The 16,199-nt window shown below is 69.5% G+C and carries 18 protein-coding genes; 13 read left to right on the forward strand and 5 right to left on the reverse strand.

What is annotated here, in order from left to right:
* Positions 1-285 precede the first annotated feature (285 nt).
* The 3 genes from ABZY89_RS06895 to ABZY89_RS06905 are packed head-to-tail and all read left to right on the forward strand — an operon-like array spanning position 286 to position 2,477.
* On the forward strand, positions 286-1,431 hold the full coding sequence (locus ABZY89_RS06895; protein WP_355225762.1) for a DUF222 domain-containing protein: 1,146 nt from the start codon (positions 286-288) through the stop codon (positions 1,429-1,431).
* 30 nt (positions 1,432-1,461) lie between these two features.
* Positions 1,462-1,917 carry a GNAT family N-acetyltransferase gene (locus ABZY89_RS06900; RefSeq protein ID WP_355225764.1) on the forward strand — a complete coding sequence of 152 codons (456 nt, stop codon included), beginning with the start codon at positions 1,462-1,464 and terminating at the stop codon, positions 1,915-1,917.
* Complete coding sequence (locus ABZY89_RS06905; RefSeq protein ID WP_355225765.1) at positions 1,917-2,477, forward strand: hypothetical protein; 561 nt, start codon at positions 1,917-1,919, stop codon at positions 2,475-2,477. The genes ABZY89_RS06900 and ABZY89_RS06905 overlap by 1 nt, the downstream gene beginning before the upstream one ends.
* Here ABZY89_RS06905 and ABZY89_RS06910 read toward each other — a convergent pair.
* Positions 2,430-3,200, reverse strand: a complete 771-nt coding sequence (locus tag ABZY89_RS06910; protein WP_355225767.1) for a DeoR/GlpR family DNA-binding transcription regulator — start codon at positions 3,198-3,200, stop codon at positions 2,430-2,432. The two genes, ABZY89_RS06905 and ABZY89_RS06910, sit on opposite strands and share 48 nt — an antisense overlap.
* 47 nt (positions 3,201-3,247) lie before the next feature.
* On the opposite strand from ABZY89_RS06910, the gene ABZY89_RS06915 reads away from it, so the two are divergent.
* Positions 3,248-3,949: an NUDIX domain-containing protein gene (locus ABZY89_RS06915; RefSeq protein WP_355225768.1), complete on the forward strand. Its 702-nt coding sequence runs from the start codon at positions 3,248-3,250 to the stop codon at positions 3,947-3,949.
* Here ABZY89_RS06915 and ABZY89_RS06920 read toward each other — a convergent pair.
* Positions 3,924-4,562 (reverse strand): dihydrofolate reductase family protein, encoded by a 639-nt coding sequence (locus tag ABZY89_RS06920; protein WP_355225770.1) that lies wholly within the window; start codon positions 4,560-4,562, stop codon positions 3,924-3,926. The genes ABZY89_RS06915 and ABZY89_RS06920 overlap by 26 nt on opposite strands.
* A 65-nt stretch (positions 4,563-4,627) precedes the next feature.
* Positions 4,628-5,188 (reverse strand): TetR/AcrR family transcriptional regulator, encoded by a 561-nt coding sequence (locus ABZY89_RS06925; protein ID WP_355225772.1) that lies wholly within the window; start codon positions 5,186-5,188, stop codon positions 4,628-4,630.
* Between the two features lie 85 nt (positions 5,189-5,273).
* On the opposite strand from ABZY89_RS06925, the gene ABZY89_RS06930 reads away from it, so the two are divergent.
* From ABZY89_RS06930 to ABZY89_RS06970, 9 genes are all read left to right on the forward strand, one after another.
* Positions 5,274-6,038: an SDR family oxidoreductase gene (locus ABZY89_RS06930; RefSeq protein WP_355225774.1), complete on the forward strand. Its 765-nt coding sequence runs from the start codon at positions 5,274-5,276 to the stop codon at positions 6,036-6,038.
* Positions 6,039-6,119: 81 nt separating this feature from the next.
* Entirely contained in the window at positions 6,120-6,536 is a 417-nt protein-coding gene (locus ABZY89_RS06935; RefSeq protein ID WP_355225776.1) for a DUF1232 domain-containing protein, read from the forward strand.
* Between the two features lie 53 nt (positions 6,537-6,589).
* Positions 6,590-7,225 (forward strand): hypothetical protein, encoded by a 636-nt coding sequence (locus tag ABZY89_RS06940; protein WP_355225778.1) that lies wholly within the window; start codon positions 6,590-6,592, stop codon positions 7,223-7,225.
* 19 nt (positions 7,226-7,244) lie between these two features.
* Positions 7,245-7,961: a MerR family transcriptional regulator gene (locus ABZY89_RS06945; RefSeq protein ID WP_355225780.1), complete on the forward strand. Its 717-nt coding sequence runs from the start codon at positions 7,245-7,247 to the stop codon at positions 7,959-7,961.
* A gap of 70 nt (positions 7,962-8,031) precedes the next feature.
* A complete protein-coding gene (locus ABZY89_RS06950) occupies positions 8,032-8,634 on the forward strand; it encodes a TetR/AcrR family transcriptional regulator (protein WP_355225782.1) in 603 nt (200 codons plus the stop codon).
* Positions 8,631-10,097: an MFS transporter gene (locus tag ABZY89_RS06955; protein WP_355225784.1), complete on the forward strand. Its 1,467-nt coding sequence runs from the start codon at positions 8,631-8,633 to the stop codon at positions 10,095-10,097. The genes ABZY89_RS06950 and ABZY89_RS06955 overlap by 4 nt, the downstream gene beginning before the upstream one ends.
* A 3-nt stretch (positions 10,098-10,100) precedes the next feature.
* Positions 10,101-11,294 (forward strand): M20 family metallopeptidase, encoded by a 1,194-nt coding sequence (locus ABZY89_RS06960; RefSeq protein WP_355225786.1) that lies wholly within the window; start codon positions 10,101-10,103, stop codon positions 11,292-11,294.
* A gap of 39 nt (positions 11,295-11,333) precedes the next feature.
* Entirely contained in the window at positions 11,334-12,521 is a 1,188-nt protein-coding gene (locus ABZY89_RS06965; protein WP_355225787.1) for a winged helix DNA-binding domain-containing protein, read from the forward strand.
* Between the two features lie 33 nt (positions 12,522-12,554).
* The gene (locus tag ABZY89_RS06970; RefSeq protein ID WP_355225789.1) at positions 12,555-13,463 is read left to right on the forward strand and encodes a carbohydrate kinase family protein; all 909 of its coding nucleotides are present in this window, start codon (positions 12,555-12,557) and stop codon (positions 13,461-13,463) included.
* On the opposite strand, the gene ABZY89_RS06975 is transcribed toward ABZY89_RS06970, so the two are convergent.
* Together ABZY89_RS06975 and ABZY89_RS06980 are read right to left on the reverse strand one after the other, a co-directional pair.
* The gene (locus ABZY89_RS06975; protein WP_355225791.1) at positions 13,451-14,914 is read right to left on the reverse strand and encodes a benzaldehyde dehydrogenase; all 1,464 of its coding nucleotides are present in this window, start codon (positions 14,912-14,914) and stop codon (positions 13,451-13,453) included. The two genes, ABZY89_RS06970 and ABZY89_RS06975, sit on opposite strands and share 13 nt — an antisense overlap.
* 24 nt (positions 14,915-14,938) lie before the next feature.
* Positions 14,939-16,156: an aromatic acid/H+ symport family MFS transporter gene (locus tag ABZY89_RS06980; protein WP_355225793.1), complete on the reverse strand. Its 1,218-nt coding sequence runs from the start codon at positions 16,154-16,156 to the stop codon at positions 14,939-14,941.
* Positions 16,157-16,199: the final 43 nt, after the last annotated feature.

Raw genomic sequence — 16,199 nt, forward strand, 5'->3', positions numbered from 1 at the left:
CCTCGAAAGAGGCGTGCTCCGTCTCCCGGGAGATAACGGGTGTGGGGTAGTCCAGGGGAACCAGGGGCGTGAACGCTGAGCTGCGAGGGTAAGTAATAGCCCGTACTGCCGGGCCTCCGAGACCAGCGAACAGAACACATCCGCGCGGGCGGGTGTGAAGAGTTCGTACGTCTGGAGGTGACCGGTTCGATGACCACGCTGCAACAACCCCAACACCCTGTGCTGGGGGCCGTGGTCGCGGTTACCGCCTCGCTTGGCGGGGTCTCTGAGGCGAATCCGTCGTTCATGGCCACCGATCAGAAGGCCGCCACCCTGCTCGAGATCGCCCGCGCCAAGTCCCAGCTGGCCGAGCTCGAACTCCGCGTGCTCGCCTCTGCCGGTGACGTGGCGGCCGAGAGCGCGGCGCGTGATGTGGCGGCGTGGTTGCATCACCACACCCACCAGCGCCCCGAGACCCTGCGCGCCGACCTCCGGCTCGCCTACGCCCTGGACCGGACCTACGGACGGGTCGCGGCCGCGATGCGCGCCGGGGACTGCAACTCCGCCCAGGCCCAGGTGATCGTCGACGCCCTCAACGACCTCCCTGTTGACCTCGATCCCGAGATCAGGACGAAGGCCGAAGAAGCGTTGGTCGCCTATGCGACCGAGTTCGACCCCACCCAGCTGCGCCGTCTCGGGCGGCGGATCCTGGATGTGATCGCGCCTGAGATCGCCGAGGCCGAGGAAGCCAAACGGCTCGCTGCCGAGGAAGCCCACGCGAGGAAGAAGACCCGTTTGGCGATGCGGCGGCTCGGGGACGGCACCACCCGGATCTCCGCGGTGGTCCCGGATGCGGCCGCGGACCGGCTGGCCACCAACCTGGAAGCCTTCGCCTCACCCCGCCGCGACGACGGCACCCGCACCGAGACCGGCGAGTACCTGCCCTACGACCGACGCCTGGGCCGCGCGTTCTGCCAGCTCCTCGAGACCCTCGACCCGACCCGGCTCCCGATCCATGGCGGCGATGCCACCACCGTGATCGTCACGATCGATATCGACCAGCTCCGCAAGGAAGCCGGCATCGCCCAGATCGTTGGCGGGACTCCGATCACCGCGGCCGAGGCACGACGCCTGGCCTGCACCGCCAACATCATCCCCGCCGTCCTCGGCGGCGAATCCGAAGTCCTCGACCTCGGCCGCAAGGAACGTTTCTTCACCGCCGCTCAACGCCGCGCCCTCCTGCTCCGGTCGGCGACCTGTGAGGCCGAGGGGTGCGACATCCCCGGCACCTGGGCCGAGGCCCACCACTGGATCGAATGGGCACAAGGCGGCACCACCGACCTCGACAACGCCGCCCTGCTCTGCAGCCATCACCACCACCGCGCCCACGACACCGCCTACCTCCACGAACGCCTCCCCAGCGGCGACATCCGCTTCACCAGACGCACATAGTCCTCGGCCGTGCGTCGTACGGTTGCCACCATGAGCGCCATCCCGATCAGGCCGGCGGAGCCGGCGGACGCGCCGAGGCTGAGGGAGATCGCGCTGGCGGCGTACGCGAAGTACGTGGATCGGATCGGGCTCGAGCCGGGGCCGATGGGGGCGGATTACGAGGAGGCGATCGAGTCCGGCGAGGTCTGGGTGGCGATGGCTGATGACGTCGTTGCCGGATACGCGGTCACCAGGCACCTAGGGGACGCATGCGTGCTGTTGGAGAACCTTGCGGTGGCGCCTGACCATCAGGGGCGGGGGATCGGCCGGGCGCTGATCGCTCATGTCGAGACTCGCGCGACGGCCAGCGGCGCGGCGTACGTCGAGCTCTTCACGCATGAGGCGATGACCGAGAATCGGCGACTCTACGCGCGGTTGGGGTATGAGGAGACCGGCTACTTGGTCGAGAGCGGATACCGTCGCGTGCTCATGAAGAAGACACTCTGATGCGGGTGTCGGTGGTCGGATCGTCGGGTTCGGGCAAGTCGACGGTCGCCAGGAGACTGGCCGACATCCTTGACGTGCCGTACGTCGAGCTCGACGCGATCCACTGGCGGCCAGGGTGGGTCGAGGAAGAGCCGGACGTGTTCGTGGACAGGGTCCGCGAGGCGACCCGCGGCGATGCCTGGGTCATCGACGGGAACTACCAGAGCAAGGTAGGGACCCTGGTGCGGGGGCCGGCGGAGCTCGTCGTGTGGGTGAACCCGCCGCGGTGGCGGGTGATGGTGCAGGTCATTCTGCGTACGTTGCGGAGAGCCGCGAGGCGTGAGGAGCTCTGGAACGGCAATCGCGAGGGTTGGGGCGGGCTTCGTCTCTGGAGCCCCAGTGACTCGGTGATCCGCTGGGCGTGGGATTCGTATGGTCCGCAGGTGAAGCGGTACGAGGCGGCGATGGCCGATCCGCGCCGCTCCCACCTGCGGTTCGTGCGGCTTCGTTCGAAGCGGGAGGTCGAACGGTTCCTAGAACGCGTCGTCGCCGGCGTGCAGGATCTCGATGTCGACTGCTGACAGCTGCTTGATCACGTCATCGGTCGGGGCGGCGTCGGTGATGATGCCGGTGATCTGACCCCAGGGGAGCACCCGGTAGCGGGAGGCGGTGCCGATCTTCTCCGAGGAGGCGAGGACATAGGTCTCGGCCGCACGCGCGGCCAGCGCCCGCTTCATCGCGGCGTCCTCGGCGTCGCCGGTGGTGAGCCCGGCTTCGGGATGGACGCCGGTGACGCCGATGAGGCAGAGGTCGGCGGAGACGTTCTGGGCTGCTTCGACGGCCGCGGCGCCACAGGCGACGGCGGAGTGCTTGAAGACCCGGCCGCCGAGGAGGAACAGGTCGGCGCCCGGGTGCTGCAGGAGGGCCGAGGCGACGGTCGGGCTGTTGGTGATGACGGTGCACTCCAGGTCCCTGGGAAGTGCCTCCGCGACGGCGAGGGCCGTGGTGCCTCCGTCCAGGATGAGCGTGCTTCCGGGGCGTACGAGGCCGGCGGCCGTGGCCGCTACCGCGCGCTTTCCTCCGGGCTCGACGGTGCGACGGGTGGCGTAGTCGACCACCGCTGGGGAGACGGGAAGCGCGCCACCGTAGACGCGCTGGCACAGCCCCTCGGCGGCCAGATCGCGCAGATCGCGACGGATGCTGTCCTCGGAGATGCCCAGGTCTGTGGCGACGTCCTTGGCCACGATCTTGCCTGTTTCGTCCAGAATGCGCAGGAGATGGGCGCGGCGCTGTCCGACAAGCATGCACGTTCCTTTCTGTTCTTGCACAGTATTGCATGTAATCTGCCGCCATGACGACAGCCGAAGCCGACGCACGCCCTGGCATCGAGGTTCCCGATAATCGAGGCCGCACCGGTCTCGACCGCGCCGGACGGGAGCTGACCCGCAATCCCGACGTCGTGGTCCGAGACGTCGAGCTGACCTCGCAGGGGTGGCACGTGCTCAGGCGCACCACGTTCGACTACCGCCGGCGCGACGGGCGCTGGGAGACACAGCAGCGCGAGACGTACGACCGCGGGAACGGCGCCGTGCTCCTTCCCTACGACGTCGAGCGTGGCACGGTCCTGCTGACGCGGCAGTTCAGATATCCGGTCTACGTCAACGACCATCCTGACGGGCTCCTGATCGAGGCGGCCGCGGGGCTGCTGGATGCCGACGACCCGGTCACCGCGATCCGCAGGGAGAGCGCCGAGGAGCTCGGCATCAGTCTCGACCATGTCGACCACGTCTTCGACGCGTACATGAGCCCCGGGTCGGTGACCGAACGGCTCCACTTCTTCGCGGCGGCCTACTCGCCGGCGAGCCGCACCGGAGACGGGGGAGGGGTCGCCGAGGAGGGCGAGGACATCGAGGTGCTCGAGCTCGACTTCGCCGAGGCGCTCGCGATGACGCGGGACGGCCGGATCATCGACGGCAAGACGGTCATGCTCCTGCAGTGGGCCGCCCTCGACGGACCGTTCGCCAGCGTCAGGAGTCGGCAGGCTTGCGGGTGAAGGTCAGATGGGTGACGCCGCTGGGCGTCGAGACGGCCTCGATGTCGTAGTCGTTCTCGGTGCCCTCCAGGCCGTCCCAGACGCGTACGCCACGACCGAGGACGATCGGCACCTGGACCAGGTGCATCAGATCGACGAGCCCGGCGGCGACGAAGTCGCGCACCACCGTCGCGCCGCCCCCGAGGCGTACGTCCTGACCGTCGGCTGCCTCGAACGCGGCCGCCAAGGCCTCGGCCGGGGTCGCATCCAGGAAGTAGAAGGTGGTGCCGCCCTCCATCTCCACGGGCGGACGCGGCCGGTGGGTGAGGATGAAGGTCGGCGAGTGGAACGGCGGGTTGGGGCCCCACCAGCCCTTCCAGTCGGGGTCGTCCTGCCATCCCGGCGGACCGAACTTGTTCGCGCCCATGATCTCGGCGCCGATGCCCTGGCTGTGCCGCTGCGCGAAGGCGTCGTCCGCGCCCGCGCCGCCGGACGAGTCCCAGTAGCGGGTGGCGAACATCCATTCGTGAAGGCGCTCGCCGGCATGGCCGAACGGGGCCTCGGCCGACTGCGGTTCCCCGGTCGCGAAGCCGTCGAGCGAGATCGAAAGATTGTGGACTCTGGTGAGTGGCATGGGTTCCTCCGTGAACCATGACGTCGAGGTCCGCTCGCCGTCTGATCGAGCGTACTGCTCGAGGATCAGCCGCGGAGGTGATCGAACAGGATCTCCATGGACGCCTCGAGGTGCCCGATCTCGCCCGTCGAGCGCAGCACCAGCACGCCGCCCTGGATCCCGGCGATCATCGCGGCCGCGCACCGCGCCGGGTCGAGACCGGTGCGGATCAGGCCGGAGGCCTGCATGCTGCGGATCCCACGCTCGACCTCGGCCCGCCACCGCTCGATGAGGGCCGAGATGACCTCGGGTGCGCCGGGCGTCTCCGCGAGCTGGCTCATCAGCGATCCCAGCGGACACTGCTGTCCCTGGGCTCGGTAGCGAGCGAGGACGGTCTCGCGCCATCGCTCCCAGTCGGCCCAGGTGTCGAGAGCCGAGAGGTAGGGCTGCTGGTCCTCGATCACCTGGTCGGCCTCGTGGCGGGCGACCTCGAGGAACAGCTCCTCCTTCCCGCCGGGGAAGTAGTGGAAGATCTGGCTGTTGCTCGTTCGGGTGACGGCTCTGATGTCCTCGAGCGTGATACCGCCGGGATCCTGGGTGCGCAGGTGGGCGGCGGTGCCCTCGATGATCTGTGCGCGTCTCCGCATGCCTTTCGGCGTGAGGCCCATGCCGCTCCCGCTTCTCGAAAAACTGGACTTGTGAGTCCATTTTACGCTCTCTACCGTCGCAGACATGACACACAGATTCTCTGGGAAGACGGCTCTCGTCACCGGCTCGACCAGCAACATCGGACGCTCGATCGCTCAGCGCCTCGCCGCCGAGGGCGCGCACGTGATCGTGTCCGGCCGCAACGAACAGCGCGGGGCGGCGGTCGTCGAGGCGATCCGTACGAACGGCGGCCGCGCCGACTTCGTCGTCGCGGACCTCGACGGCAGCCCCGAAACGAGCCGGACCCTCGCCGAGCAGGCCCTCGCCGCGCTCGGCGGGCGGCTCGACATCCTCGTCAACAACGCCGGGATCTTCCCGGCGGCCACCACCCTCACGGCCGACGCCACCATGTTCGACCAGGTGTACGGCGTCAACGTGAAGGCGCCGTTCTTCCTGACCCAGGCGCTCGCGCCGCAGATGCAGGCGGCCGGCGGAGGCGTCATCATCAACCTCGGCAGCTGGGTCGCGCGGCTGAGCCTCCCGCTCGGTGCTTTGTACGCCTCGACGAAGGCGGCCATGGAGACCCTCACCCGCGCCTGGTCCGCGGAGTTCGCCGACAGCGGGATCAGGGTCAACGCGGTCTCGCCCGGCGTGATCCGCGACCCCGCTCTGGACGGCCCTTGGGCCGCCGACGGACTCATGGCCGGCACCCCGGCGGGTGGCTCGGGCGGTCCGGACGCGATCGCCGCGGCGGTCGCGTACCTAGCCTCCGATGAGGCCGAGTTCGTCCACGGCGCCGTGCTGGACGTCGACGGGGGACGTACGGGCGTGGCGGTCGTCGCAGCCTGACCGTCCGGCCCGCGGTGGCGCCGTGATGGAATTCGGGCGTGCGGCGCCACCACGGAGCGCCGCGTGGCTCGGAGGGTGAGGATGACCGGTTCGTTCTGGTGGGACCTGGCGATCGGCGTCGTCGCGGCCCTGTTGCTCACCTGGTTGTGCCTCATCGTCGCGCTGCTCGTCGTCCGCCCACGCGGTGACCTGCTGCGCGAGGCACTGCGGATCCTGCCCGATGTGGTGCGGCTGCTGCGTCGGCTCGCGGCTGACGGGTCGATGCCTCGCGGCGTACGGATCAGGCTCGGGCTGCTGATGGTCTACCTCGCCCTGCCGATCGATCTGGTGCCCGACTTCATCCCGGTGCTGGGCTATGCCGACGACGCGATCATCGTCGCGGCCGTCCTGCGTGGTGTCGTACGCCGCGCCGGGATCGACGCGGTTCGAGCCCAATGGCCGGGCACCGACGACGGTTTCGCGGCTCTCGTGCTGATCGCCGGACTGGATCGGAAGTAGCACGCGAACGGCATCCTTGACTCCGTTCCAAGAACAGGGTTTGGGATGTCGGCATGGCTATCGAAACCGTCACCAAGACACTCAGCGGCCCGCTGGCGCTCATCCGGCAGCACGTGCGGGCCTACGCATACCTCAACCTCATGGCGTACGGCCTGGTCATCGCCGGGATGTTGCTCGGCGTGCTCCGTCCCGAGCTCAACGCGATGCTCACCGGCTCGATGGACGAGTCCGGTGAGACCGAGCTCGTCGTCTCGCTGCTCGCCCGGCCGTGGCTCTTCGCCCTGGTGATCCTGGGCGTGAACCTCGGCAAGGTGGCTCTCGGGTTCATCACGCTCCCGTCGATGATCGTGCCCTTCGCCGGGATCCCGGTCTTCGCCTACTGGGCGTTCACCACCGGGATCGTCCTGGCTCCCGTCGACCACCTCACCGCGATGACGCTGATCCCGCACTCGGTGACAATGGTCATCGAGCTGCAGGCGTACGTGCTCCTGCTGCTGGGGGCGTACGTCCTCGGGCTCGCGTGGATCCGGCCGGCGAGCGTCGGCGCGACCACGCGGGGGCGGGCCTGGGTCCGGGGGATGCGACTCTTCGGGAGGATGTGGGTCCCGGCGCTGGTGCTGTTCGTCGTCGGGGCGGTCTACGAGGCGTACTCGCTGCGCTACTTCCTGCCGCTGCTGATCAACCCATGACACTGGCATGATGCGACGCATGGCGTGGAGCACTCGGGAGCTGGCGCGGATCGCGGGGACGACGGAGAACTCGGTGCGCTACTACCACCGGGTCGGACTTCTCGCGCATCCCGAGCGTGCGACGAACGGCTACAAACGCTACGAGGTGGCGCATCTCGTCCAGCTCCTGCGGATCAGGCGGCTGCGGGAGCTCGGCGTCCCGGTGAAACGGATCGCCGCGCTGGGGCCCGACGATCCGGACGCGAAGGAGAGCATCCGAGCGCTCGACGCCGAGCTCGAGGCGCGGATCGAGCAGCTCACGCGCATGCGGGAGGACCTCGCGCAGCTCACGTCCCACAGCGCCCCGCTCGAGACCCCGGCCGGATTCGCTGCGTTCGCGTCCCGGCTCTCCCCGACGCAGCAGGCCCTCCTGGCGATCTACGCGCAGGTCTTCGACGCTCGGACGCTGGCGGCATTCCGGCAGGCGCTCCTGCACCAGGAGGACACCGACGTCGAGTTCGATCGTCTCGCTGCCGGTGCCGACGACGCGACCGTCGAAGACCTCGCCCGGAGGATGGTCGGGACCACCCGACGCCAACGCGAGCATGCTCCTGAGCTGGCCGAGGCGCTGGACCGTGCGCCGCTCGGTCGGTCCACGGCCGGCCTCGTTCTCGCTCACGCGCTCGTCGATCTCTACAACCCCGCACAGCAGAAGGTGCTGCGACGCCTCGACGCGCTCATGGCGCGACAGGACTGAGAACCCGTTCGGGAGATCGGGGACACATTTTTTACACATACGAAACAGGTCGTATCGTATTGTTTTGGGCATGGCATCTGACGAGAAGCTCGGCCGGCCCACGGATGAGGACCTCACGCGTCGCATCCTGGAGTCGGCGGGACGTCTGCTCGGCGAGAACGGTTACGCCGGGCTGAGCGTGGAGAAGGTCGCCAAGGCCGTCGGTTGCGGCAAGACCGCGATCTACCGTCGCTATGCCGACAAAGGCGCGTTGGTCGCTGCAGTGCTTCGGTCACGGGTGGAGCTCGGGGCGACACCTGACAGTGGCGACGTACGCACCGACCTGCTCGAGCACGCTCGTCAGAACCAGCGCAACCAGGAGCTCTCTCCCGAACGGGTGCACGGCATGCGGGCGATGTTCGAGCCCGATGTCTTCCCCGCCCTGTGGGAGGGGTTCTTCAAGCACCGCCGCGAGCAGGGGATCGAGATCATCGACCGGGCCATCGCCCGAGGTGAGCTCCCTGCCGATGTCCACCACGACATCATTCTCGACACGATCGCCGGGCTCACCCTCTATCGGCAGTCGGTCAAGCGCATCCACATCGACGAGCGCCACTACGTCGACATCATCGACGCTCTCGTCACTCGACCGCCGCGCCGCCTCGACGGCTCCGACGAAACAGGCCAACCATGACCACTAACGCCCCCACCCAGTCCCCATCGAAGATCAACGCTCGCGCGATCGTCGGCTTCCTCGTCTTCTGCGAGCTCGCCAGCGGCTTCGTCCAAGGCTTCTACGCCCCGCTGCTCGGTGAGATCGCCGATCACCTCCGGGTCTCGGACTCGGACATCACCTGGTTCCTCACCGTGCAGACGCTCGCCGCCGCCGTCTGCGTACCTCTGCTCTCGAAGCTCGGCGACATCTACGGGCATCGCCGGATGCTGCGCATCGGCGTCGTCTCCGTGCTCATCGGCACGGTCGTCACGGCGTTCCTGCCCAGCTATCCGCTCGTGCTCGCCGCGCGCATCCTCGTCGGGCCGCTCGCGGTGTGGCTGCCGCTGGAGATCGCGCTGGTGCACAACCGGATCAAGGGCGACACCGCGCGCACCTCGATCGGACTGCTCGTCTCCTGTCTCACCGGCGGCGCGATCCTCGGCACGATCTCGGCCGGCGTCTTCTCCGCGCTGCTGCCGAGCCTGACCCTGACGCTGCTGGTGCCGGTGCTGTTCGTGCTGGTCAGCGTGTACGCGGTCTTCGTCAAGGTGCCCGAGTCCACGACCCGCACCCGGACCAGGATCGACGTGCTCGGGTTCGTCGGCATCGGCCTCGCGATGGTCGTGCTGCTCTTCGGGCTGCGGCTGGCCTCCAGCGAGGGATTCGCCTCCGCCACGACCCTCGGCACGCTCGCTGTCGCCCTGGTGATCTTCGCGCTCTGGGTCGCGTGGGAGCTGCGCGCGGAGGCGCCGGCGATCGACGTACGCCTCATCGTCTCCGGGCGGATGGGGCCGGTCTACCTCACCGCGTTCCTCTTCGGCATGGTCATGTTCGGTGCGCAGTCGCCGTCGACGACGTTCCTGACCGCCGACCCGGCCGAGGCCGGCTACGGGTTCGCCGCCACGGCCGGCACAGCATCTGCGGTCACCGCCGTGGTGACCATCCTGGCCACGGTCGGCGCCGCCGTCTTCGCGCCGATCGCCCGCCGGGTCGGCATCCGCGCGGTCCTGGTCACCGGGGCCGTGCTGCCGGCCTGCGGGTTCCTCGTCCAGATCGCGTTCCACTCCGAGCTGTGGCAGATCTTCCTCGTCTCCGCGGTCAACGGCATCGGGATGGGGCTGCTCCTCGGAGCCCTTCCCGCCTTGGTCGCCGAGCTCGCGCCCAGCGACCAGACGGGCATCGCGGCCGGCGTCTACAACTCGCTGCGCACGCTCGGCGGATCGGCCGCCGGGGCCGTGTTCGCCGTCGTGCTCGCCGCGTTCACCGCTTCGGGTTCGCTGAGCTCCTCGATCGGCGGGTACGTCTCGGTCTGGAGCGTCTGCGCCGCCGCGTTCGTCCTCTCCGCCCTCGCGCTCGCCTTCATGCGGATGCCGCGCGAGAGCACCGCCGCTGCCGATCCCGTCATCACCCCTGCCCCCACCGCCGTCACCCCGGAAGGCTGATCCATGACCATCCCCGACTTCGTCGCCGACGCCGAAGCCCTCCTGCCCGACCTCGTCGCCCTCCGCCGGGCGATCCACGCCGACCCGGAACTGGGCCTCGACGTGCCGCGTACGCAGCAGCGGGTCCTCGCCGCCCTGGAGGGTCTGCCGCTCGAGATCACCACCGGCACCCGCACGACCTCCGTCGTCGCCGTGCTGCGCGGCGCGCTTCCGGGACCAACGGTGCTCCTGCGCGGTGACATGGACGCGCTGCCCATCGAGGAGGCGACCGGGCTCGACTTCGCCTCGACCAACGGCGCGATGCACGCGTGCGGCCACGACCTGCACACCGCCGGCCTCGTCGGCGCCGCCAAGCTCCTCTCGGCCCGCCGAGACGAGCTGCACGGCTCGGTGATCTTCATGTTCCAGCCCGGCGAGGAGGGCCACGGCGGCGCCAAGGTCATGCTCGAGGAGGGGCTGCTCGATGTCGCGGGGGAGCGGCCGGTCGCTGCGTACGCGATCCACGTCGGTCCCGGTCCGCGGGGCGTCTTCGCCACCCGGCCCGGCGCGATGGCCGCCGGCTCCAATCATCTCTTCGTCACGGTCAAGGGACGCGGCGGCCACGGCTCCCAGCCGCATCAGACCCTCGACCCGGTGCCTGCCGCCGCCGAGATGGTGCTCGCCCTGCAGAGCTTCGTGACCAGGCGGTTCGATGCGTTCGACCCGGTCGTGCTCTCGGTGACCCGACTGTCCACGGGTGACGGCGCGATCAACGTCATCCCCGAGACGGTGGAGCTCGCCGCGACGGTACGCACCATGTCGCCCGCCTCGCTCGCGCTTCTCCAGGAGGGTCTGCCGCGGGTGATCGAGGGGGTCGCTTCTGCTCATGGGCTGACGGCCGAGGTGCAGTTCGACGTGATGTATCCAGTCACCGTCAACGCCGATGCCGAGACCGCCGACACGGTCGACGTGCTCCGCGGCGTCTTCGGCGAGCAGCGCGTCATGATCATGCCGTCGCCGATGATGGGCTCGGAGGACTTCGCCTTCGTCGTCGACGAGGTCCCCGGCACGTTCATCGGCATGCTCACCTCGCCCGCGGACGCCGACCTCGCCACCGTGGAGTGGAACCACTCTCCGCGCGTGATCTTCGACGACGCCCTGCTCGGAGACCAGGCAGCCGCCCTCGCGGCCATCGCCTTCGCCCGCACGTCGCCGTGAGCCTCGGTCGCGGGTGAGGGCGGGCCGTACGCTGGGCCGATGGTCGAGCGTATCGAGCGGGCGAACGTGGTCGCGTTCCGGCTGGCGTCGCACCATCTCGACGTCCGGCTCGGCGAGCGGGACCTGCTGACGGCCGCCGGGCGGTGCGGCATCCAGAACACTCCACCAGGGTCGGCGCTGCTGGCGTTCCACGCGCGGGTCGAAGGTGTCTCGGCCGACGTCGTCGCCGGGGCGGTGGAGGACAGGAGCATGCTGCTGACCTGGAGCATGCGGGGTGCCCCGTACTACGTCCCCACCGCCGAAGCCGACGTCTACACGACGGGGGTGCTCCCTGTGACCGAGGAGGCGCGGCGACACTTCGTGCTGGGTGTCGAGCAGGCCGTCGACCGGCTCGGGCTGAGTCTCACGGAGATGGTCGAGATGGTCACGGCGGCCACGTGCGACGTCCTGCCGGGACGGCAGCTCGCGATCGACGAGCTCGGAGCCGAGGTGGCCGTACGCATCGCGCCCGAGCTGACGGCCCAGCAGCGCGGGATCTGGAACGAGGAGGGGCCCTACGCCGAAGGGCAGCCCATCGGCGAGGCGGTGGTGCACTTCTGCGTCCGCCTGCTCGCACTGCAGCGGACCGTCTGTTTCGCGCCGCGCACCGGGAACAGGGCCCCGTTCGTCCTGACCGAGGAATGGCTCGGGCGTCCCGTCGCGGAGGCGGATCCCGTGGCGTGCCGCCGCGAGCTGCTCCGGCGCTACCTACGCTGCTACGGCCCGTCGACCCGAAGCGACTTCGCGACGTGGCTCGGTGTGCGAGCCGGGGATGTTGATCCGTGGTGGAGCAATCTCGACGATGAGCTCGTCGAGATGGACTTCGGTGGCCGGGCCTGGGCCCTCGCTGGAGACCTCGACGCACTTCGAACGGCAACGATGCCCACCGGCGTGCGGCTGCTTCCGCCTCGGGATGCCTACACCCAGCTTCGTGATCGAGGGACCATCGTGGACAAGGCCCATCACCGGGCCGTGTGGAGGACCAGCGGTGACCCCGGGACGATGCTCGCCGACGGCGAGATCGTCGGCACCTGGCGCGCACGCAAGAGCGGCCGGAGGCTGCACGTCGAGCTCAAGGCATTCGAGGCTCTGAGCAGACGTCATCAGGAGGCCCTGGTCGCAGAGGCGGAAAGCATCGCGCCGCTGCGGGACGCGTCGTCGGTGTCGGTCGACGTCAGCACCTACTGAACCTACTGACCGCGACGGTGCTGGAATAGGGCGATGTCGTCCACCCCTCACGTTGTCGTCTGCGGCCCCGCGTCCTGGAACCAGCTGATCGAGCTCGACCGGCTGCCCGAGCCGGTGCCGCACATGCAGTTCGCGCGGCGGGCGTGGCACACGGTCGGCGGCACCTCCGCGGGCAAGGCGCTCCATCTGGCCGGGCTCGGCATCGACGTACGTCTGTGGGCGGCTGTCGGCGACGACGAGGACGGTGCGCGACTGCGGGAGCGGCTCGAGCAGGCGGGCGTCGCCGTGGAGGCGATCGCGAGCGAGCAGACCGAACGGCACGTCAACCTGATGGCCGAGGGCGGGGGCCGGGTCTCGTTGTACGTCTCGACCCCCTCGACCCCGCCCGCCGAAGCGGTCGAGGCGGCGGTGAGCGCGGTCGCCGCCGCGGACCTCGCGGTGATCGACCTGAGCGAGCTCGGCCGGCTGGTGCTCGAGGCGATGCCCGCCCGACGGGCGCCGCTGTGGATGGACCTGCACGACTACGACGGCGCCTCGGCGTTCCACGACCCCTTCCTACGCGCCGCCGAAGGCGTGTTCATGAACGACGACGGCACCGACGACCCCTGGAAGCTGATGGCCTCGTGCCTCGACCGCGGCCCTCGCCTCGCGGTGTGCACCCTCGGCGCCAAGGGTGCGATCGCGCTCGAGGCCGACGGGACCCGCCACGAGGTCGCCGCGGTGCCGGCCACCGTCGTCGACACGAACGGCGCCGGGGACGCGTTCATGGCCGGCTTCCTGGCCGCGCGGCTGCGTACGGAACCGGTCGAAGGCGCGCTCCGTGCCGCCGCCGAGCAGGCCCGGGTCGCCATCGAGACCGAGCACCTCCACCCTGCGCTCGACTGCCCACCAGGCGAGGACGACTTCGTCCGTCCCAGCGGGTCCACCGCTCAGAACGGGTAGCGGGCGGGCTCGCCGCGCATCGTGATCCACCGGGTCTCGGTGAACGCCTCGATGTTGGCCTCGGCGCCGCCGAAGCGAGACCCCGTGCCCGAGGCGCGGACGCCACCGAACGGCGCGTTGGCCTCGTCGTTGACGGTCTGATCGTTGATGTGGACGATGCCGGTCGGGATCTGCTCGGCGACGGCGAGGCCACGCATGACGTCCTTGGTGACGATGCCCAGTGACAGGCCGTACTCGCTGGCGCCCGCGAGGTTGATCGCGTCCTCGACGGAGCTGACCTTGGTGACCGGCGCGACGGGACCGAAGACCTCTTCCACATACGCCGGCGCGGTGAGCGGAACGTCGGCCAGGACGGTCGGACGGTAGAAGAGGTCCTCGTAGGTCCCTCCGGCTGCGATGGTGGCACCGGCATCTGCCGACGCCGTGACCAGACCGTGGATCTTGTCGCGCTGGCCGGCGTCGATGACCGGGCCGAGAGCGACCTCGTCGGTGGCCGGGTTGCCGACCGGCAGCTGGCTCGCCTTCGCGGCGAGGGCCTCGACGAAGTCGTCGTAGATGCCGGCGGCGACCAGGTGGCGACCGGTCGTCATGCAGATCTGACCCTGATGGAAGAACGAGCCCCAAGCGGCCAGGTTGACGGCGGCCTCGACATCGGCGTCGTCGAGGACCAGCAGCGCGGAGTTGCCGCCGAGCTCGAGGTGAGCACGCTTGAGATGCCTTCCGGCGAGCTCGCCGATGCGGCGACCGACACCGGTGGAGCCGGTGAACGAGATGACCCGGATGTGCGGGTCGGTGACCAGCGCCTCTCCCACATCGGCGCCGCCGGGCAGCATCTGGAGCACACCGCTAGGTAGGCCCGCCTCCTCGAAGATGCGGGCCATCAGCGTGCCGCCGGTCACGGCGGTGCGCGGGTCCGGCTTGAGGATGACGGCGTTGCCGAGGGCGAGGGCAGGGGCGACCGAGCGGATGCCGAGGATGATCGGCACGTTGAAGGGAGCGATGACGGTGACCACCCCGGCGGGCATGCGGCGTGCCATCGACAGACGCGGCTGTTCGGACGGGATGACTGCGCCGATCGGACGGCTCGGGAGGCTGGCCGCCTCGTAGCACTCCTCGGCCGCGACGTGGAGTGCGAACCCGGCCATACCGGGCACGGCGCCGACCTCACGGACGTTCCAACCGGTGATCTCCTCGGCATGCCGCTGCCACAGGTCGCCGGCACGACGCAGGACGGCGGCGCGTTCCGGGTGCGGAAGCGCGGCCCACTTGAGCTGGGCGTCGGCGGCCGCTGTTGCGGCATCCGCCACGTCGGCCGCGGTGGCCAGACCCATCCTGCCCAGTTCGGCGCCGGTCGCGGGCTCGACGACCGCATAGTCGCCGCCTCGCCCGGGTTGCCAGGCGCCGGCCTTGAGGATGTTTCCGGACCAGTCGACGGAGTCGAGAACGGACATGGTGTGCTCCTGGATGTCGGGTGGCTAGTTGTTGGGATGCGCCGGCACGGTCAGCAGAGCCAGCATGGCGATCACGGCCGCGCCGGCGAAGGCGTAGAAGCCCCACGGATAGGCGATGCCGGCGGTGAGGAGCGCGCCGCCGAGGAACGGCCCGACGATGGCACCGACTCGGCCGATGCCGGCGGACATGCCGAGGGCCGTGCCGCGGATCCGGGCGGGGTAGAGGTGGCTGACGAACGCGTAGACCAGCACCTGTGCGCTGAAGACGAAGATGCCGGCGGCCAGCACCGCTGCGTAGACCAAGAAGCTGCTCTCCATCTTGATCGACAGCAGGGCCAGCATCAGCGCAGCGACACCGAACCAGGTCACCACCGTCGGCTTGTTGCCCTTGGCGTCGGAGATCAGGCCCGCCAGGACGAGTCCGATGACTGCGCCGACGTTCAGCGTGAGGAGCAGGCCGAGCCCGGCGTCGAGGGAGTAACCCGCCTCGCCCATGATCGTCGGCAGCCAGGTGTTGAGGCCGTAGACCAGCAGGAGTCCACAGAACGACGCCGCCCACAGGCCCAGGCTGACCCACAGCAGGCGGCCGCGGACGACCTCGGAGGGTCGTACCTTCTCGGCCTCGACGGTCTCCAGGTAGGCCTGCGACTCCGGGAGCTTCGCCCACATGACCGGGACCGTCAGCAGGCCCGCGATGCCGCCGATCACGAACATCGCCTCCCAGCCCAGGTTCGGGATCACCCACAGAGCCAGCAGAGCGGTGAGTACGGCTCCCACGTGGTAGCCGGTCATCATCCGCGTCATGGCCGTGCCTGAACGTCCCTGGCGGGCGTGCTCGCTCATGAACGCCAGGGCCGTCGGCAGGCAGGCGCCCAGACCCAGACCTGCCAGGAAGCGCAGCACGATGAACACCGTCGCGTTCGGAGCGAAGGCGACGGCCAGGGTGAGCAACGAGAACAGCGCGATGCTGCTGATCAGCGTCTTGCGACGGCCGAACCGGTCGGCGAGCGGACCGATGGCCACGGCGCCGATGCCGACTCCGATCAGGCCGACAGTGGCCGCCGTGGTCAGTGACGCTTCTGTGAACCCGAGCGCGCCGGTCCCGGCCAAGGTGGGGATGACCGCTCCAAGAACGACGAGGTCATAGCCATCGAGAGCGACAGCGAGCCAGCAGAGGACGACCGGCCAGAGGCTCCGGGTATCGCCACTGACGGTGGACGATGTGGTTGCGGACACATTCATGGGACGAACCTAAGAGCAGTCACCCCTGTGAACATCGACACAG

The sequence above is a fragment of the Nocardioides sp. NPDC006303 genome, assembly GCF_040613175.1.
Classification (GTDB): domain Bacteria; phylum Actinomycetota; class Actinomycetes; order Propionibacteriales; family Nocardioidaceae; genus Nocardioides.